The organism is Rothia nasisuis (assembly GCF_928381405.1).
Classification (GTDB): domain Bacteria; phylum Actinomycetota; class Actinomycetes; order Actinomycetales; family Micrococcaceae; genus Rothia; species Rothia nasisuis.
Map to the genome: position 1 here is coordinate 49,068 of NZ_CAKMSB010000011.1, position 18,835 is coordinate 67,902.

Sequence of the window (18,835 nt, forward strand, 5' to 3'; positions counted from 1 at the left end):
TGAGCATGAAGGGGAAAGAAAATCCCGGCTTGCAGTATCTGCCTGAACTAGCGGCCATCTGGGCGCAGGCAAGTAACGGGGTGATTGGCCGCGACGGCGATATGCCCTGGTACGCCCCCGAAGATTTAGCCCACTTCAAGGCAGCCACACTGGGAGCCCCGGTCATGATGGGCCGGGTGACCTGGGAGTCCTACCCGCCCCGCTTCCGCCCCCTGCCGGGGCGGCTCAACCTGGTGATTACGCGTTCTGTCTCGCAGGTTGAAGAGAAGGACGGCGCCGTCTGGGTTCCCTCCCTCGACGCAGCTTTGGGAGCGGCGCAGAGTTTAGCTCCGGACGCCCCCACCTACTGGGTCCTTGGCGGCGGCTCTCTCTACACCGAGGCCCTACACCGCACCGACCTGCCCGGAGTAGCGGGTTGGCAGGTAACCCGGGTGGAGCGCACCCTCTTTGAGGCTGAGATTCCCGGTGATACCTACGCCCCTGAACTGGGGGCCGACTGGGCACTAGTTGCTGAGGACGCACCCGTCCGCTCTGAAAAAGGCTATGCGCTGACCGCCACCGGCGAGAAGCTCCCTCTCACCATGCGGTTCCAGACCCTGCGCCGGGAGCCCGTAAAAGCTAGACTGAAACCATGACTTTTACATCTGGTGATTCCGTAGGCTTTGTTGGTTACCGTGGCATGGTCGGCTCCGTGCTCATGAAGCGCATGCTCGAAGAAGGTGACTTCGAGGGTATCAACCCGGTCTTCTTCTCCACCTCCCAGGCCGGTTCAGCAGCCCCCACCTTCGGCGGCGCGTTGGAAGAGTCCACTCTCAAGGACGCCCACGATATCGACGAGCTCGCCAAGCTGCCCGTCATCGTGACCGCCCAGGGTGGCGACTACACCAAGGCAGTACACACCCAGCTGCGTGAGCGCGGCTGGAGCGGTCTCTGGATTGACGCCGCCTCAACCCTGCGCATGAACGATGATGCCGTCATCGTGCTTGACCCCATCAACCGCGACGTCATCGACCGCGGCCTGGAGTCAGGGGTTAAGGACTTCATCGGCGGTAACTGCACCGTCTCCTGCCTGCTCATGGGCCTGGGCGGCCTGTGGAAGCAGGGGCTGGTTGAGTGGGGCACCTCCATGACCTACCAGGCAGCCTCCGGTGGCGGCGCCCGCCACATGCGCGAGGTGCTCAAGCAGTTCGGCGATATCAACGGCTACGTAGCAACCGAGCTGGACGACCCCGCGTCCGCCATCCTTGAAATCGACCGCAAGGTGCTGGAACTCCAGCGCTCCGGCGACCTCGACACCACCCAGTTCGGCGTTCCCCTGGCCGGTTCGCTGATTCCCTGGATTGACTCTGACCTGGGCAACGGCCAGTCCCGCGAAGAGTGGAAGGCCGAGGCTGAGTCCAACAAGATTCTGGGCCTTGAGGGCGATGACCGCGTGGTTCTTGACGGCCTGTGCGTGCGTATCGCAACCATGCGCTCCCATTCCCAGGCTCTGACCTTGAAGCTCAAGGAAGACCTGACCGTTGAGGAAATCGAGAAGATTATCGATGAGGACAACGAGTGGTCAAAGGTTATCCCCAACACCAAGGACGCCACTGTCGAGGGTCTGACTCCCGTTGCGGCGTCCGGCACCCTGGATATCCCTGTGGGCCGTATCCGCAAGCTGAACATGGGCCCCCAGTACATTTCTGCTTTTACGGTGGGTGACCAGTTGCTCTGGGGGGCCGCAGAACCTGTGCGCCGTATGCTGAAGATTGCAACCGGCGCCCTCTAAACTGGTGCTATGACCAAGAATGAAATGCCCCCGCTTCACGGCTCCCACCAGGAGCTGTGCGGGGGCATTCGTGCTTTAAATTTTAGGGTTGATAAGGGGTCGGACGTGCCGCCCTACTCCCAGCTACGCCGCGCTATTATCGCGGCGCGGGCCTCCGGAGTGCTGGCTGCCGGAGATAGGCTACCACCTATGCGGGCGCTGGCGGCTGAGACCGGCCTGGCAGTGAACACGGTGGCTAAGGCCTACAAGGAACTAGAGGCTGCCGGGGCCATTGAGACCCACGGCCGGGCCGGGTCTTTTATTACAGCCCTGGATTCTACAGCGCACAAGGCGCAGACCCTGACCGAGAAATACATTACAGCTATGCGCAAGCTGGGCTTTGAGGACCGGCAAATCTACGAGACCGTGAACCACATGCTGGGGTTGGAGGGTTAGTCTCACAACGGACGCCACGCTCAGCTTCCCCTGTAATGCTCCCCCGTCGGGCAGTAGTGCCTGCGATTCTCGCGCTTAGCCCAGCGAGCTGCCTCCCTACGGCGGTGGGCCCGGCGCCGCTTGGCCTCCAGCTGCCTCCACGCTGCCAGCACCTTGGCCCTGGCCCACACATTCAGCCGGTGCGCCCAGTGGAACTCTGTGCCCCACAAGCTCATTCCCATAAAGATAAAAAGCCAGCCTGGCCCCGGCGTCACCAACATGATTAGACCCGCAACAATGCAGATAAAACCAAGCGTGATAATCACCAGCCGGTGGAGCAGTAACAGGGCAGGGTGGCGCCCCATCAAGGCGCGCAGGCGCTCCATTCGCCGGTGTAACCGCCCACCCTGGCCACCGTTAACTTCGCGTTCGAGACTCATACCCAACCAGCGTTAGAGAGTGAACCCTACAATCACGGGCTCGGGTTCCAGCTCCACACCGAAGGCCTCGCGGACACCGGCGCGTACAGCCCGCGCAATGGCGGCAATATCTTCGGCTCGTGCTTCACCCCGGTTAGTAATAGCCAGGGTGTGTTTGGTAGACAGACCTGCGCGCCCCCCAGCAAGCTCGAGAGCCTTACCACTAAGGCCAAAACCTTTCTCAAAACCAGCGTGCTGAATCAGCCAGGCTGCAGAGAGCTTGACCCTGCCATCAAGGGGCTCCCCGGTAGGAGTGGTGGCCGGGTAGCGGGGGGCATCCGCAGGTAACTGACCCAAGGCGTCCTCGCTCACAATGGGGTTGGTGAAGAAGGAGCCGGTGGAGTAGGTGTCGCGGTCAGTGGCATCCAGCACCATGCCCTTGCCTGAACGCAGGCGCAGCACGGTCTGCCGAACCAGTGCTGAATCTGCTCGCTGACCGGCCTCAACGCCCAGCTGGCGTGCCAGTTCAGCATAGCGAATCGGGGCAGATTGTGAGCCGTGCGGCAGCTGGAAGTCCACGGTCAGCACCACATACCGTGGCGACCCATTGACCGTGGATTGTTTGAGTACCGAATCCCGGTAGGCAAACTTAAGGTCAGCATTTGCAAAGGTCTTATAGCTACCGGTGTGGCGGTCCCAGGTGCGCACCGAGGCAATGGTGTGAGCCACCTCAGAACCATAGGCTCCCACGTTCTGCACGGGGGTAGCGCCCACTGTGCCGGGAATACCAGAGAGGGCCTCTATACCCGAGAGCTCATGCTCCACAGCATAGGCCACGAAATCATCCCAGGTGTGGCCAGCCTGCACGCGTAAGGTGGTTCCACCACAGGTGTAGTCACTGACGGTCTCAATGCCCTGCGAGGCGATATGAACAACCGTTCCGTCAAAACCCTCATCGGCTACCAGCAGGTTGGATCCCCCGCCCACAAGCAGCAGGTTCTCCCCCGCAGCATCGGCAGCGGTTACAGCGTCAATCACCTGCTGCTCGTTCGTTGCCTTCACATAGCGGCGTGCGGGGCCGCCCACGGCGGCGGTGGTTAGTTCACTCAAAAGCATGTCAGTCACGCTGACCATTCTACCGGCTGCACTCAGCACCTGCCTGCCCGCTAGGAGGAGGCAGACTGCGCCCTATCCCTCAGCGCCTATACGAGTCAAAGTTTTTCAGTATGGACGGGCCTGCCCGATGCGGCAACGCCAAGACGGCCGGTCAGAGCCAGCGAAATCACCACAAAGACTAGTACCACCAGCAGGCCGTTTCTGATACCGAAGTGCTCCCCCAGCAAGCCCAGCAGGGGCGGCCCGCCCAGGAAGGCAGCGTAACCAATCGTTGAAACCACAGAGACACGAACGGCAGCCTTGAACCGGTCGTCTGAGGCAGCTGACATGCCGGTGGGGAACCCCAGAGAAGCACCCAGACCCCACACCAGCAGACCCACAAACCCCAGGGGCACGGTGGGGGCAAAGATGAAGAGGGCCAGGCCAACAAGTGCCAGGGTGCAGGTGACTCGGAGCACAGGCACTCGGCCGTAGCGGTTGAGTAGGGCGGTGCCGCCAAAACGTCCGAGCATCATGGCAACCACAAAGGTGAAGTAGCCCAAGGAACCAACCGTATTACTGGTGCCATAGTCGTGGGTCAGGGCGAGCGCCACCCAGTCATTGGCGGAGCCCTCGGCTAGGGCCATGCCGAGCACAAAGATACCGACGAGGATGGTGTGCTTGTCGCGCCAGGCGTCGCGCACCCGGTAGGACCCAACGGCAGCGATGGCCTGTGTGTCGTCCTGCCCGTAGTTTTCGCTGTGACAGAACTTGAGAGACACAAGGACGAGCACGGCGACGGCGAGCGCGAAGTAGACCATGTGCAGCCAGAAGGGTAAGCTCAGGCGGGTATCGAGGGTGCCGATGGCTGCGCCTGCCACGGTACCGATGGAGAAGAAGCCGTGCATGATGGGGGTGACGTAGCGGCCCAGGGCGCGTTCGTTGGCTATGCCCTGCACGTTGGAGGCTACGTTCGAGACAGCTGAGCCGAGCCCCTGCATGATGAGACCCAGCAGGGTGAGCAGGACGCTGGTGAATTGCACTCCGAGGCCGATGAGGATCATGCCGGTGACGGTGGTGGCGTAGGCTGCTGCGATGCAGCGGACGGCGCCGAAGCGGGCCACCAGGGTGCCCGAGAAGCTGACCGCGCAGAAAGAGCCCAGGGTCATACCGAGCAGGAGTAGGCCCATGGGCCCGGAGCTGAGCCCTAGACCGGTAGCCACATCGGGTAGGCGGGTCAGCAGGGCAGAGACAACCAGGCCACTGGCAAAGAAGAGACCCAGCACAGCCCGGTACCAGTTTTTGATGTTTCGGTCGGTGAGCTGTGCGCGGGAGGTCTGGGCCATGGTGTGAGGGTCAATTCTCTAGTGTGTGTCTTACGGTATTTATTTTAGTGGGCAGGCAGGCGGCGGCACCCGTCTGCGGCAGAAACAGACTGGGTGCCGTCGTGTCATCCGCTTACCTAGTGTCTAGGCAAATTGTACGAGTGCCTGAGCCTTCATCAGTACCTTCTGGGGCTTACCCTCGGTGTCTGGGGCGGTGACGGTCAGGTCGATGCGGGCGGTGCGGGCGCTCTCGTCTAGGGAACCCACTTTGCCCGCAACCGAGATGATGCTGCCCCCGGTTGCCGGGGAGGCGGCATCCGGCGCATCAGGCACCGGAACGGGCTTCGAAAAACGAGTCTGGTAGTCCACAATCGCACCGGCGTCGCCCGCCCAGTCGGTCACCAGCTGCACCGCAGCGCCCATGGTGAACATGCCGTGGGCAATCACACCGGGCAGGCCCACGGAGGTAGCAAAGCGCTCGTTCCAGTGAATGGGGTTGAAGTCGCCGGACGCCCCCGCGTAGGCCACCAGGTCAGCACGGGTCACCGGAATCTCAGCGGCACCAATATCGGTACCTTTCTCAAGGGTCTCAAAGTGTACAGCGGTCATGATTCCTCCGCCCGAACCAGCAGGGATGAAATGCAGGTGGTGACCTTCTCGCCGTCTACAGTGGTGATTTCTTCGCGGGTGGTCAGCATGGCACCTGCGCCCATGATGCGTACGCTATCGACGTGAAGCTCGGTCAGAAGCTCGTCCCCGGCAACGATGGGGCGGTGGTGGGTGAAGCGCTGATCGGCGTGCACCACGCGAGAGAAGTCGATACCGGCCTCAGGGTCAGTGATGAGGGCAGCATCTGCCTTTTGGGCCAAAATAATCGCAAAGGTGGGAGGGGCAATCAGGTCGGAGTAGCCAGCGTCCTTGGCCGCCTGTACCTCAAAGTGCAGGGGGCTAGAAGCCTTCACAGCAGCTGCGAACTCGCGAATTTTTTCGCGGCCCACAGCGTAGGGCTCGGTGGCCGGGTACACGCGGCCTACAATATCTTGGTTAATAGCCATGGCACCACTCTACGGGGTTGCAGGCTACTACTGAAATGTTTGAGCTTCTCTCGCTCGTACCTTATCCCGCTCAGCCCCTCCGAGAGGTACCGGAGTGGTCTGATACCTATCCAAGCACCTTGGCCACTGCCTCCCAAGTCTGAATCACGCCCAGGATGCCGAAGAGCACGGCAGTGATGACCAGCAGGACGTTGGTGGTCAGCCCATTACGCCAGTTATCGGGAATTCGGCGGGTGTTAAGTAGCGCCAAAAGGGTGACGGACAGGAAGGGCATGAAGAGGGCACCCAGCACACCGTACAGCAAAATCAAGAAGATGGGGCGGTCCAGTAGAAGCAGGGTCATGGGCGGGAAGGTAATCCACAGCAGATAAAACTTGAAGTACTTGCCGCCGGTGCGGGTATCGGGGTGCCCCGGTTCTCTGCCTCGCATGGTGCCCCAGAAGTCGGCGAACATGAGGGAAACACCAGACCACACCCCGATAACCGATGAGAAGGAGGCAGCCCAGAAACCCACCAAAAAGAGGTTGCCAACCACGGTGCCGTAGCGGTCTTTCAGCACTTCAGCTAGGTCGAGTAGGCCTTTGTCTCCGGCTGAGACAGCCTGGCCAGCTGAGTATAGTACCTCAACGCCCAGAATCAGAGTGGCTGTGACAAAGATACCCGAGAGAATGTAGGCAACAGTGTTATCGAGTTGCATCACGCGCATAAAACGAGGGGAAGACCACCCCTTCTCGCGGAGCCAGTAGCCGTAGGCTGCCAGGGTAATCGTTCCACCTACACCACCGGCCAGAGCCAGCGTATACGACAGGCCGCCAGCAGGAATCAGGGGGACTAGGCCTTTGAGCATCTCCGGGATATTGGGCAGGGTGTATATGGCTAGGCCAACAATGAGCGCGAACATGAGCCCTACCAGCACGGCCGTCAGTTTCTCAACCAGTTCATATTTGCCCAGCCACACGCAGATAAAACCGGCTAGCCCCATGAGCACAGCCCAGATTTTTAGGTCAAAGACGGGGAACAGGGCGGCCAGGGGCATGGCGGAGGCACTCATCGCTGTTGCCCCGTAGACAAAGCCCCAGATAATGATGTACGGGGCGAAGTAGGCTGTGGTCCAGCGCCCGAGGGAACGCCAGCCCTCAAAGATGGAGCGCCCGGTCGCTAGAGTGTAGCGGCCTGCCCCTTCCACCAGAATAATTTTGAGAACCACACCAACTATCACTGCCCACAGCAAAGCGTAGCCGTAGCGGGAGCCAGCAACCAAAGTAGCTACCAGGTCAGCGGCACCGATACCCGTTGCTGCTACGACTAGGCCCGGGCCAATAATCTTATACTTCTTAACCGAGTCAACCGGTTCATGCGGGTTAACCAAGAAGCTGGGATACTTTTCAGAGTCAGGGCGGCTCATGAGGATTTCCTCCGTCAACAACACAATGTAATCTGGATTACATTGTGTCACATCTGGTGTGACGTGCGCGTAAATTCCCCTCCCCCGCTCCTATAATCCGGGTTGCACCTAGCTATTTATGACGGGGTAACCGCGAGCGTGCACCATATCGCTGAGCGTGCGCCCGCCATGTGCACGCTCAGCGATATCACGCACGCTCGCCAGAAGATGGCGCGGGATGGGACACACTTTTCTGCCTACACCCCCCGTTCACTCCTCGTCCTGGTTTATTAGGGTTATAGGCAAACAAAAAACCTGCCAAGCTTGATACTTGACAGGCTATCTGAGCCCCGACCGGGAATCGATCCCGGGACCTCCATCTTACCAAGATGGCGCTCTACCACTGAGCTATCGGGGCGTAGCGGTGGACGGGCTCGATCCGTCGACCTCACGATTATGAGTCGTGCGCTCTAACCAGCTGAGCTACACCGCCATGTATGAACAACAGAGCTCATACCAGAGCCCCGACCGGGAATCGATCCCGGGACCTCCATCTTACCAAGATGGCGCTCTACCACTGAGCTATCGGGGCAACAGATACTACTCTACGATACGCAGAACAATGCGCGCAAATTTAGGACCTGCTTTTTCTGGTGTTCTGAGGCACAGGATTTAGAACTTCTTCCACCCTTTTTTCTTGCCTCCAAAATCCTTCTTACCGAAGCCACGATCGTCACGGTCAAATTTCTTTTTGCCGCCACCCTTGGGCCCCCGGTCCCGTTTGATATTGATGAACTCGCCAGCTACCTGGGTATCACGCAGACGGTCAAAGAAATCGCCGGGCAGCTCGTGCTCAGGCAGGGCCACAATGGTAAAGTGCTGGCGAATATCGATAGAGCCTACCTGCCTACCCTTAATACCTCCCTCGTTGGTGAGTGCACCCACAATAGCCGCAGGTGAGACGTGGGATGAGCGGCCTACGTTGAGCTTGTAGTCGACCATGCCTTCATTATCGTGGCGGCGCCCGCCACGTGGCTTCGCGTCGCGGTCAAACTCGCGGTCGCGGTCACGGGCCTTGCGCTTGGGCTCGGGCATTTCTTCAGCCAGGAAGGGGCGGCCCTGCTGGGCGATGACGGCCAGCGCTGCCGCAATCTCCTCGCCCTCAACATCATGTTCAAGCGAGTATGCGTCGATCAGCTCGCGGAAGAAGCTGAGATCTTCGGTTTCCCTAGTGTCGGTAATCTGTTGGGCAAACTTCTGCTTGCGGGTCGCATTTACATCCTCAACGGTGGGCATATGCATCTGCTGGACCGACTGGCGCGTGGCCTTCTCAATCTGGCGGAGCATGTACTTCTCGCGGGGGGTCATGAACAGAATGGCCTCACCGTCGCGGCCTGCACGACCGGTACGGCCGATGCGGTGCACGTAGGATTCGGTGTCGTGGGGAATATCAAAGTTGACGACCAAGGAGATGCGTTCAACATCCAGGCCGCGGGCGGCAACATCGGTAGCAACCAGAATATCGATGCGGCCATCGCGCAGGGCCTCAACGGTGCGCTCACGCTGGTTCTGGGGAATATCACCGTTAATAGCGGCGGCTTGGTAGCCCCGGGCCTTGAGCTTATCGGCAACTTCCTCGGTTTCCTTCTTGGTGCGGACGAAGGCGATGACGCCGTCATAGTTCTCAACCTCGAGCACGCGGGTCATCGCTTCGAGCTTGTGGGAATGCATAACTTGCATGTACCGCTGGCGAATATTGGCGCTGGTGGTGGTCTTAGACTTGACTCGCACCTCAACGGGGTCGTTCAGGTACTGCTCTGCAATCTTGCGGATGGTCTTGGGCATGGTGGCCGAGAAAAGGGCGACCTGCTTGGTATCGGGGGTGTCAGAGAGAATCTCTTCAACGTCTTCGGCGAAGCCCATGCGTAGCATCTCGTCGGCTTCATCGAGCACCAGATATTGCAGGTTAGAAAGGTCCAGTGACCCCTTCTTAAGATGGTCAATCACGCGACCGGGGGTGCCAACAACAACCTGAGCGCCGCGCTTGAGCCCAGCTAGCTGGGGCCCGTAGGGGGAGCCACCATAGACGGGTAGCACGGTGAAGCCGGGCATGTCGGTGGCGTAGGACGAGAAAGCTTCTGCGACCTGTAGTGCCAGCTCACGGGTGGGAGCCAGCACGAGCACCTGGGTGTCTTTGGAGACACCGTTGACGTCGGCCAGTTCAGCCATGGTCGAGAGCGCAGGTAGCGCAAAAGCGGCTGTCTTACCGGTACCGGTCTGTGCCAGACCGACGACGTCACGGCCATCGAGCAAGAGCGGGATGGTCTGTGCCTGGATGGGTGAGGGCTTCTCGTAGCCTACCTTTTCCAGGGCTGCCAGCACGCGGGCGTCCAGACCTAGGTCTGTAAAGCGTAGCTCGTTGTCTTCGGTGGTTTCCGCAGTTTTTTCTGCGGGGGTTTCTACAAGAGGTTCTTGAAAGATAGCCTCTGTTGTCGTGTCTGCGTTTACAGCAGTATTTTCAGTCAATGTTTTCCTCATCGAGTGGGGTGTCAATATACCTTCGGTTCATGAAGGTGGTGACGGGGTGTCCCCGTGGAATGCTCGCGAGGGGCCTCATGCAAAGAGGTCTTCGGTTCGTGGGCGCTCGGCTATGGGAGGGTGCGCGCTTGGGCGAGCTGATTACACATCAGATTCTCTAGTCTTCGGTTCAACGAGGTGCTTAGCCTGAGTTTACGTTGAACGCGCGTAGCCCTTGCGATGGTCGCCGTAGTGGGCCTGGGCGCTTAAGAGTCTAGTTTCGGGGGCTCCCGATTCTTACCCTGCTCACTCTACCCTACTTGAGGCGACTTAGGGTGCTGAGGTGATGGAGGGTACAGTAGCGCCGCTCAGCGTGAGCTTACTGTTCAAGGCGCACGGCTATATCGATGGAGCCGATGGCGCGATAGTGGGTGTAGGCGGCGGTACCGAATCGGCCTGTGGCATAGTCTACGGCACTGGCAGGTGGATTTCCGCCCCAGGCGGAGCCAGCCTTATCGATGACCACGTAGTCGGGGCCAGGATCCCCGGAGTGCCCAATCCAGTAGACGGTGTGGGCAGGTACCAAATAGGTGAGTATAGAAAGATCGGCGGCCACCGTAGAGCCGTCGGGGATAGCGTCAATCGCCTGTTCTTTCATGCGGTCGGTGGCAGAAAGCTCGGTGGTGGCAAAGGCCGGGTTAGCTAGCTGGGCTAGCGGCTGGTTGGGTAACACCCCTAGGGCAAGGAGCAGGGCCACGGCCGGCACTAAAGTGGTAAACCAGCGGCGGTTCAGCTTTCGAATAGCAGCAACCCTGCGGCCTGTTTTGCCGTACTCACGGGCGTGATGACCGGCGCTCTGCCCATGACGGGCCCGGGCAAGCACGTCAAGCAGGGCAGCAAAAATAATCGGCATAAGAATAAGGTTGTAGTGCCAGGTAGGCTCCCAGTAGCCTTCTTGCGGGGAGAGGAAACGCCACAGGAGCGTGGGCACGGCGACCAGGGCCAGCGGGCTGGCAACCCAGATAAGGACGCCGGTGAGCAGCAAGAGGCCCAGAGTGGCGCTCTTCTGCCAGGGGTAGAAAAGCTGGGCGAGGGCACCCAGTGGGTCACCCAGTGCGGCCCCAACGTCGAGCTTATCTGAGTAGTCGAAGACTCCCCCGGTGTTGAAGAAGGGCAGAATCACGGCAATGGCCAGCAGTGACCAGGCCGCGCCCCAGATAGACAGGAGCGTCGCCTCAGCAACAGCCGGGGTAGATTCCCAGGAGCGCCAGGTAGCGCGCAGGCGGGCAGAGAAGGGGCCGGGGCGGGTGGTTGCAGAAGGAAAGAGCGTATCAGCTCCGGTAGTTAGCCAGCCGCTACGCCAGAGCACTACCAGGCCCAGCGCAAAGACCGTGATGCCTACGTCCTCTTTAACAAACACCAACGGCGCACCCCAGTAAACGGCCCGGCGCAGTAGCGGGGCGGGGGTGGCGCTGACGCGAGTCAGCGTCAGGTACCCTAGGCTCATGACGAGCAGGGGCAGCGCAAATGCCACCTCATGAAATTGCACTGCAACGGCCTGCTGAACCCCAAAGCTCAGGGCATAAGCAGCCCCCATGGCCAAGGCCGCCACCGGCGCCAGTAGACGTTGGGCAAAGCGCACCAGCAGGTAGACAGAGAGTGCTACTAGCCCGTTCTGCACGTAGAGTAGCGTGGCCGGGGAAGGCCAGAGCCAGTAGAAAGGAGTGAGCAGTACTGTGACCGGGTGAAAGTGGTCACCCAGCAGGTTAAACCCCTCACCTTTAATGGGCACGATGGGGGCCTGCCCCTGCGCGTAGGCCTTAGCCAGCTGCCCGAAGATACCCAGGTCCCAGGAGGGCGTCACATAGTGGTGCCATTGCAACCAAGAGAACACAGAATAGAGCGCAAACACAGCTAGGGCAAGGGTAACTGCCTGCGCCCGGGCCCAGCTACGCTGGCTGACGGCGGGCATATCTAGTGTGCTCATGTAGGGTCTCTTCGTTAGCTGGGGTAGAAGATAATTTCTTCCTGTACGAGTATAGACAGTGAAGCTGGCCTGCCGCCGCCCAGGCCCGTGTATGAGACGATAGAGAGCATGTTGCGCGTCTCTCTGACCTTTGAGCCTACCCACCGGGTGCACCTGGACCAGAGCTTCGCGGCGTTGGGACGGGGCACCTATGATCCGCTCTTTCGCTCTGTTCCCACACCCAGCGGTCGTACCTTCTGGGCAACAGCACGCGAGCAGGGGGTCGGCATCGTCGCCCGCTTCGCCAGGGCGCCCGGCCCTGACTTGCGAGCTCCGATTAAGGTCACGCTGTGGGCTGCCCGGCAGCAGCCTGACGCCCCTGCGGGGAGCCCCTCGCCTGCGTCCGCGCTCGAAGCCTTTGCCGCCCGCCTACCCGGCTGGGTCGGTGAGTACGACCACTGGTCACCTTTCACTACCTCAGTCGCCTGGGGGGCAGCTACCAGCGCGTCTACGCCGGGCCCGTGCCGAAGCACCCGGGTTACGGCTACCCTCTATCGGGTTGCTTTCACAGAACCTATTCCTTGCTATCACAGAGCAGAGGGTGACCGGCCTTGAGGCTATGGGAGGGATGCGCTCTCTTCTGCGGCAGTACGGCACGCCTGCTCCTGCCACGGGAGCCCCTGACCAGCCGTCAGGTCTCACCATTTTCCCGCCACCCCGGCTCTTCGCGGAGATTCCAGACTGGGCTTACCACCGGGCAGGCTACGACCGCTCCCGTGCTACAACCATGGTGACCTATGCCCGGCGAGCTGACTCATGTGAACGCTTTGCAGCTGTTCATTCGGTGGGAGAGCTGGCTCTCGCTCTGAATTCGATACCCGGTATAGGCCCGTGGACTATAGCTGAAACTCTCCAACGCTACTGCGGGCACCCTGACGCTATTTCGGTAGGAGATTTTCATTTAGCCCGCCAGGTCACCTATGTTTTCGATGGAACCTCGGGGGACGATGCCCGCATGGTCAAGTTACTTACGCCCTATTCCGGGCACCGGCAGCGGGTTATCGCGCTCATCAAGGCTGCGAGACTGGGCGAACCCCGGCGTGCACCGCGCTACGCCCCACACGATATACGCACTATGTAGAAAGTTGCCCTCCCCAAAATTCTCGGGGAGGGCCGTTTAGAACAGTAAGGTAGGGCGCTAAGCCTGCTCTGTCTGGGCGGTTTCTGCCTCAGCGACCTGCTTGTGGACTTCAGCCATATCAAGATCCTTCACAGCGTCGATAATCTGATCGAACTGCTGTGCGTTGAGCGCGCCGGGCTGAGAGAAAACGAGGACGCCCTCGCGGAAACCCATGATGGTCGGGATTGAGGTGATGCCTGCGGCGGCGGCCAGTTGCTGCTGGTCCTCAGTGTCTACCTTGCCGAAAGTAATGTCGGTGTGCTTCTCTGAAGCTGCTTCAAAGATGGGGCCGAACTGCTTACAGGGGCCGCACCAGTCAGCCCAGAAGTCGAGGAAGAGAATGTCTGAGGATTCGACGTTCTGAGTCAGGTTTTCCTGGGTAATTTCTATGGTTGCCATGGTGAACACGCTACCCCTTGCGAGGGGTGCTTGTCTAAAGACTGTGGCCGGTTTCTCTCATAATGAAGCGAGGTGGTAGCAAAAATCCCGCCTCGTCTGAGGCGGGATTTTATTAGGGTGGCAGATGAGGGATTTGAACCCCCGTAGGCAATGCCAGCTGATTTACAGTCAGCCCCCTTTGGCCGCTCGGGTAATCTGCCGTGTCTGATTCTTTGAAGCGGTCTTATAAGAGAGTGCTTCAAAGTGAACAGTAGAACACTTTACACGAGCGCCCAGGGTCTGCCAAGTTGAAAGCCGGGTTTGTTGCTAAGGCCACGTCTTAGACCGTGACCGTCTGGTTTTTGACGTATATCTGCTCCTGCTCTAAAAGGAGGGAAATTTCAAGATTTTCAAGGTAGGCGTATGCCTGGTCAACGGTACACATGCCGCTACGAATCTCGCGGGCCAGGTTCTCTTTCACGCCGTCGAAACGGGCCTTCACCTCTTCTATGTACAGGGTGGAGCCCAGAGATTCTGCGAAGGTCACATCAAGCTCCTGAGCCGGCTCCCTCACTACGGGGTCTGACTCGAAAGTAAAGTCTTCGCGGGTCAAATCAGCGAGTAGCGCCTCGTACTCTCGTTGCATTATCTGATGTTCTACAGCATCTACCTGTGTCGCTGCCGGAGTGGTTCCTGAGCCGGGCTGTATTCCGGCTGCAGCGTGGGCAGCTGTTTTCTTTTCAGCCATGCCCTCATCCTTTCAAGTCAAAGTGAACTTTAGCTGAGAATGCAGTCACAGTTTTATAACAATAAGAGTTTCACCGCCCCACCCTCACGCCCCTCACTCCTTCTGCAAAACTAAGGTACGGTGGTAGGGAACAGCCCGACGCCGCCCGGTGAAGGCAGACATACTAAACCCAGTTTCTTCAGCAAAGAGGTGTACCCCATGGCAAGCGATTCATCGTTTGATGTTGTTTCAAAGGTAGATAAGCAAGAAGTTTCTAACGCCCTCAACCAGGCTCAGAAAGAAGTAGCCCAACGCTACGACTTCCGGGGTGTAGGGGCCGACATCGACTTCTCAGGTGAGAAAATCCTCATCAAGGCCAACTCAGAAGAGCGTGCCCTAGCTGTGCTTGATGTATTCCAGTCCAAGTTGGTCAAGCGAGGCATCTCACTGAAATCACTAGATTCTGGCACCCCTTACGCTTCTGGCAAAGAGTACCGCATTGAGGCCTCTATCAAGGAGGGCATCGCCCAGGACCAGGCAAAGAAAATCTCAAAATTGATTCGCGAGGAGGGCCCCAAGAGCGTCAAGGCCACTATCCAGGGTGACGAGCTTCGCGTCACCTCCAAGTCCCGCGACGACCTACAGGACGTCATCGCCCTGCTCAAGGGCGCTGACCTTGAGGTTGATTTGCAGTTTGTAAACTACCGCTAGCCCAGCCACCAAACACAGCCGCCCACACAAGGCTACTCGGGCGCCCCTCACCGTGAAAGGGAGGGGCGCCCGAGCGTTAAACTCGTGTAGTTGTACGGTTAACTGGCTGCCGCCGTGATGTTGCGCTAGAGCTGACCGTTCTGTCTTGCCATGTTCTCAAGGCGGGCGATGCGGTCAGCCATGGGTGGATGAGTAGCCATCAGGTTCTTGATAGACCCACCGCCCCTGAAAGGATGAGCAATCATCATGGACGCAACCCCAGCGGTCTGCCGATTTTCAGGGTTCAAGGGGTAGCGGGACACTCCGTTTTCGAGCTTGTGCAAAGCCGAGGCCAGTGCCAGCGGATCACCGGTGAGGGTGGCACCGTCCTCGTCCGCGTCGTATTCTCGGGTTCGGCTGATAGCCATCTGCATAACTCCCGAGGCTAACGGTGCCAGCAAAGCAATGGCAAGCGTAAAGAGTAGGCCACCTCCACGGTTGGCATCGCGGTTACCGCCGAACATGGCACCGAAAGTAGCGAACTGGGCAATGGTGCCAATGACCGATGCGATCGCTGCGGCAATGGATCCCGTTAAAATATCGCGGTTATACACGTGCATCAGCTCGTGCCCAATCACACCGCGCATCTCGCGCTCATCAAGAAGCTGCAAAATTCCCTCAGTGCAGCACACAGCGGCGTTCTGCGGGTTACGCCCAGTGGCGAATGCGTTAGGGGTCATAGTTGGCGCCACATAAAGCTTAGGCATAGGCTGGTTCGCCTTGGCAGAAAGCTCCTCAACAATAGCGTAGAGGCCTGGAATCTGCTCGCGGGTTACCGGGTAAGCATTCATAGATCGAATTGCGAGCTTATCTGAGTTCCAGTAGGTGTAGGCAACCATTCCTACACCCAGTAAACCAAAGAGCAGAATAAAAATTGAACTGCGAGTGAAGTAGGCAAACCCTGCACCAATGAGCAGTAGAAAGCCAACCATCAACCCGAGTAGTAAGGCCGTCTTGAGCCCGTTATTGTGTTGATGCACCGTTACCCTTTCAACGTCTTAGCTGGTGTACCCAGGTTAGCCGCTCACCCTCGGTAAGCGCTATGATTCTGGCGCCGGTTCACTCAGGGCTGGTAAGACTCAGCCCGCCCATCGGCAGGCGGGCTGAGGTGAAGCTAGAGGCAGGTTACCTGCTGAATATCAGGAATCTCAAAAAAGCTCTCTAACACGTACACTGCGTAGGGCGAATCAAGAATCATCTCTGGGATATAGGTACTAAAGGTCGCTGGAGTACCCTGCTCCATATAGGTGATGGTGCACGCCTTGTTTCCCTCTATGGGCTGGCCAACAACGTCCCAGGGCACCGTCTCAAACCAACGGAAGTACTCCTCAGTTCCTACCCAGGCAAGCGGATCAGCAGGCTGAGCAGGATCTGCGGGAATATCTTCCTCCGGGGTGTCGGGGATTATCGGTTCAACCGGAGTCACCGGTTCAACAGGGGTCACGGGGGTGTCTGGTTCGTCCGGTGTGTCGGGGGTTACCGGTTCAACTGGGGTGTCTGGTTCGTCCGGTGTATCGGGGTTGACCGGTTCAACCGGTGTGTCAGGGTTGACCGGCTCGACCGGAGTTACGGGGGTGGCTGGTTGATCGGGGTTAGCCGGTTCCACCGGGGTCACGGGAGTCGTTGGCTGGATGGCCCCGCCCGGATCAACCTCTTCCTCAGATTCCACGGGGTAGGCGGGAGCAGTGGGAAGCTCTGCCTGCTCCTGATCCGGTGCGGGAGATGGAGAAGCAGAATCATACGACGGTGCCAGCCCCCCGTCCGGGAGCTGTAACGTGCCGGCCCCACCGCTCTCATCCAAGGCACCTGGCTCAGGAGCAGCCAGCGCAAAGATACCGGCTACATCACCGGTTCGCCCCTGACGATTCGGCTGAGACTCCGTGGCCTCGGTATCCGTCGGGTTACCGGCACCAGGCCCCGACTTCTGTCTGGCCGGCGCCCCGTCGGAAGCAAAGGCAGATCTCAACGATTCAACCGGCATACCCGAGGCAACACTTTGGGGCTGGTTAACCAGAGCATCTACTACCCCTGTAGCCTGTTCATTGGGCTGTGGCTTAGGCTGTTGCAGCTGTGAGTCAGCGCTTATAATCGGCGAGTCAGAGTACGTATTATTAACCAGCGCCAGGCCACCAGCCACGGCACCGATGGCTGTGATTACAGCAGCCGCACCCACCAAAGCCTGGCCATTGGAGGGCCCGCGCGTTCCGACCAGGCCACCAGAAAAAATGCCACCCCCCTGAGCACCCGCCCCACCAGCGACGCTACCGGCAGTTACCCCGCCAGCCAAGAATGGAAGGAGCACCTTAGCACCGTCGGTTATGACGGGGGTGAGGCCTGCGAGCACGGGGAACACCCACACACGCATTGACTTGTTGATACCGGCCAGGGTCAAGTACTCAGCAGTGCAGTAGGAGCATACAGAAAGATGCGTTCGAAGCGCTTCACTGCGTTTCTTGGTTAGCGAACCACGCACCATCGAACTTAGATATGGAGTGTACTGCGCGCACTCTGTGGTTCTAGGGGCGTTCTGATGGGCCCTCAAAAAACCCTCACGCAGGCTCTCGCGGGCGCGAGTTGCCAGGGCAGAGACCGCATTGGCTGAAAGGTTCATGGTCTGGGCGACCTCGCGCGGCTTCTTGTTCTCAACCTCGGTCATCCACAGAACGGTCTGCCAGCGTTCCGGCAGGGCAGTGAAAGCAGAAATGAGCTCATCGGACTCGTGGAGGTTGAGCACCATTTCGTCGAGCGACCCCATTGATTCGAGGTGTTCTTCTTCACTGGGAATCTCGCGCTGGGCGATGAGGCCATTTTCGGCTGCCAGGTGGGAGATGGTGGTGGTTAGATAACCACCCATAAAGCTACGGGGGCCTTTACCGTTCTTGAGGGCTTGAAGCACACGCACAAAGGCTTCAGAAACGATATCTTCTGAGAGTGTCGCATTTGTGGTGTGTTTGTAGGCCACGGCGCGCGCCATCGATACATAACGTTCATACAGGACGCCGAACGAGTCAAGCTTGCCTTCCCGCACGTCCGACAACAACAATTCGTCGGTCGGGCCACTGGGTGCAGTCTGAGCGGTGTTATGAGGTTGCATGAGAATCCCTGTGTCGAGGCAATCCGCCGCTGGGAATGGGCAGGAGCGTACCTTCTTAGTTTAGCGAGATGGGAGGGGTCAAGCGAATATTTCCTCAGCACCTCCCCATCAGGGCGCAAAAGAACCCCGAAGCTACCGGCTGTAGCCTCGGGGCTCATTCGTGTGTAGGGCGGGCCCATATAAAGCAGCCTGCTCAATTACAGCACTCCGACTCCTTCCTCAGGAGCCAGTGCCGATGAGTGTGGCCGCTCGGTTGTGCCACCACCCACGAACTGCGTTGGCACATTCAGCGTGCCACGCGAGTGGCTGTCTGAAGTTCGATGAAATTATGCGGTATGGGTCTGCGCAGAGCCCGCGAACGGCCCTGCGCCCGGTGATATGAGGGGGTGCAGAGCCGCCTCGTATCCCAGCGACGACTCTGCACCGTCAACACATCACAGTGTCTGGCCCCTGAGCTCCGGGATTTTTCCCCTAGTCCCAGCGTCAGGTGCCGTGGTGCTCACCCAATCCCCACGACTGGTGGGCACCGGTTTCCCTTTGTATCACCCCTGCTTCCCACGGCAGGGGTGGAGTGCGGTGGTTGCGTGCGGGCCATCATGGGCCACACGCTCCTCCATGACAGTTTTGCGCTGTCATAGATAAAGAGTCGGGCGGAGCGGTTTTATGACGCGGAAACAGAAAAATTTTTTGAAAAAATCCATATTTCAGCAGAAAAATCCACTTTGACTAGTATATTTTCTTCAAAAAAAGTTTTGTTCAA

At 59.0% G+C, this 18,835-nt stretch carries 18 protein-coding genes and 4 tRNA genes; 6 read left to right on the plus strand and 16 right to left on the minus strand.

Annotated elements, in window-relative coordinates; all coding sequences use genetic code 11:
- Positions 1 to 5: 5 nt before the first annotated feature.
- From L6966_RS09340 to L6966_RS09350, 3 genes are read left to right on the plus strand one after another with little or no spacing between them, the layout of a single operon-like run.
- Positions 6 to 635, plus strand: coding sequence for a dihydrofolate reductase (locus L6966_RS09340; protein ID WP_237224769.1), 630 nt, complete (start codon positions 6 to 8; stop codon positions 633 to 635).
- The gene (asd, locus tag L6966_RS09345; protein ID WP_237224738.1) at positions 632 to 1,771 is read left to right on the plus strand and encodes an aspartate-semialdehyde dehydrogenase; all 1,140 of its coding nucleotides are present in this window, start codon (positions 632 to 634) and stop codon (positions 1,769 to 1,771) included. The genes L6966_RS09340 and asd overlap by 4 nt, the downstream gene beginning before the upstream one ends.
- Positions 1,772 to 1,780: 9 nt before the next feature.
- Positions 1,781 to 2,206, plus strand: coding sequence for a GntR family transcriptional regulator (locus L6966_RS09350; RefSeq protein WP_237224737.1), 426 nt, complete (start codon positions 1,781 to 1,783; stop codon positions 2,204 to 2,206).
- Positions 2,207 to 2,226: 20 nt separating this feature from the next.
- On the opposite strand, the gene L6966_RS09355 is transcribed toward L6966_RS09350, so the two are convergent.
- From L6966_RS09355 to L6966_RS09405, 11 genes are all read right to left on the minus strand, one after another.
- A complete protein-coding gene (locus L6966_RS09355) occupies positions 2,227 to 2,625 on the minus strand; it encodes a PGPGW domain-containing protein (RefSeq protein ID WP_237224736.1) in 399 nt (132 codons plus the stop codon).
- Positions 2,626 to 2,637: 12 nt separating this feature from the next.
- Positions 2,638 to 3,729 carry a UDP-N-acetylmuramate dehydrogenase gene (locus L6966_RS09360; protein ID WP_083090819.1) on the minus strand — a complete coding sequence of 364 codons (1,092 nt, stop codon included), beginning with the start codon at positions 3,727 to 3,729 and terminating at the stop codon, positions 2,638 to 2,640.
- An 86-nt stretch (positions 3,730 to 3,815) separates the two neighbouring features.
- Positions 3,816 to 5,045: an MFS transporter gene (locus tag L6966_RS09365; RefSeq protein WP_083090818.1), complete on the minus strand. Its 1,230-nt coding sequence runs from the start codon at positions 5,043 to 5,045 to the stop codon at positions 3,816 to 3,818.
- Between the two features lie 123 nt (positions 5,046 to 5,168).
- Complete coding sequence (locus L6966_RS09370) at positions 5,169 to 5,633, minus strand: MaoC family dehydratase (protein ID WP_083090817.1); 465 nt, start codon at positions 5,631 to 5,633, stop codon at positions 5,169 to 5,171.
- Positions 5,630 to 6,079 (minus strand): MaoC family dehydratase N-terminal domain-containing protein, encoded by a 450-nt coding sequence (locus tag L6966_RS09375; protein WP_083090816.1) that lies wholly within the window; start codon positions 6,077 to 6,079, stop codon positions 5,630 to 5,632. The genes L6966_RS09370 and L6966_RS09375 overlap by 4 nt, the downstream gene beginning before the upstream one ends.
- A gap of 106 nt (positions 6,080 to 6,185) precedes the next feature.
- On the minus strand, positions 6,186 to 7,484 hold the full coding sequence (locus tag L6966_RS09380) for an Nramp family divalent metal transporter (protein WP_237224735.1): 1,299 nt from the start codon (positions 7,482 to 7,484) through the stop codon (positions 6,186 to 6,188).
- 325 nt (positions 7,485 to 7,809) lie between these two features.
- Positions 7,810 to 7,881 (minus strand) — tRNA-Thr (locus L6966_RS09385).
- A gap of 1 nt (position 7,882) precedes the next feature.
- Positions 7,883 to 7,956 (minus strand) — tRNA-Met (locus L6966_RS09390).
- Positions 7,957 to 7,983: 27 nt separating this feature from the next.
- Positions 7,984 to 8,055: transfer RNA gene (locus tag L6966_RS09395), tRNA-Thr, on the minus strand.
- Between the two features lie 80 nt (positions 8,056 to 8,135).
- A complete protein-coding gene (locus L6966_RS09400; RefSeq protein ID WP_237224734.1) occupies positions 8,136 to 10,001 on the minus strand; it encodes a DEAD/DEAH box helicase in 1,866 nt (621 codons plus the stop codon).
- Between the two features lie 358 nt (positions 10,002 to 10,359).
- The gene (locus L6966_RS09405) at positions 10,360 to 11,967 is read right to left on the minus strand and encodes a DUF2079 domain-containing protein (RefSeq protein WP_237224733.1); all 1,608 of its coding nucleotides are present in this window, start codon (positions 11,965 to 11,967) and stop codon (positions 10,360 to 10,362) included.
- 108 nt (positions 11,968 to 12,075) lie between these two features.
- On the opposite strand from L6966_RS09405, the gene L6966_RS09410 reads away from it, so the two are divergent.
- Together L6966_RS09410 and L6966_RS09415 are read left to right on the plus strand one after the other, a co-directional pair.
- On the plus strand, positions 12,076 to 12,561 hold the full coding sequence (locus tag L6966_RS09410; protein ID WP_237224732.1) for a hypothetical protein: 486 nt from the start codon (positions 12,076 to 12,078) through the stop codon (positions 12,559 to 12,561).
- Positions 12,562 to 12,574: 13 nt separating this feature from the next.
- A complete protein-coding gene (locus L6966_RS09415) occupies positions 12,575 to 13,087 on the plus strand; it encodes a DNA glycosylase family protein (RefSeq protein WP_237224731.1) in 513 nt (170 codons plus the stop codon).
- Positions 13,088 to 13,144: 57 nt separating this feature from the next.
- On the opposite strand, the gene trxA is transcribed toward L6966_RS09415, so the two are convergent.
- The 3 genes from trxA to L6966_RS09430 form a co-directional block, all read right to left on the minus strand.
- Complete coding sequence (gene trxA / locus L6966_RS09420) at positions 13,145 to 13,525, minus strand: thioredoxin (RefSeq protein WP_083090861.1); 381 nt, start codon at positions 13,523 to 13,525, stop codon at positions 13,145 to 13,147.
- A 118-nt stretch (positions 13,526 to 13,643) separates the two neighbouring features.
- Positions 13,644 to 13,725: transfer RNA gene (locus L6966_RS09425), tRNA-Tyr, on the minus strand.
- 119 nt (positions 13,726 to 13,844) lie between these two features.
- A complete protein-coding gene (locus L6966_RS09430; protein ID WP_083090811.1) occupies positions 13,845 to 14,252 on the minus strand; it encodes a hypothetical protein in 408 nt (135 codons plus the stop codon).
- Between the two features lie 198 nt (positions 14,253 to 14,450).
- Here L6966_RS09430 and L6966_RS09435 point away from each other — a divergent pair, with 198 nt between their 5' ends.
- Positions 14,451 to 14,942 (plus strand): YajQ family cyclic di-GMP-binding protein, encoded by a 492-nt coding sequence (locus L6966_RS09435; protein WP_237224730.1) that lies wholly within the window; start codon positions 14,451 to 14,453, stop codon positions 14,940 to 14,942.
- A gap of 125 nt (positions 14,943 to 15,067) precedes the next feature.
- On the opposite strand, the gene htpX is transcribed toward L6966_RS09435, so the two are convergent.
- A complete protein-coding gene (gene htpX, locus L6966_RS09440) occupies positions 15,068 to 15,961 on the minus strand; it encodes a zinc metalloprotease HtpX (RefSeq protein WP_083090809.1) in 894 nt (297 codons plus the stop codon).
- Between the two features lie 134 nt (positions 15,962 to 16,095).
- Positions 16,096 to 18,075: an RNA polymerase sigma factor gene (locus L6966_RS09445; protein WP_237224729.1), complete on the minus strand. Its 1,980-nt coding sequence runs from the start codon at positions 18,073 to 18,075 to the stop codon at positions 16,096 to 16,098.
- Positions 18,076 to 18,835 lie beyond the last annotated feature (760 nt).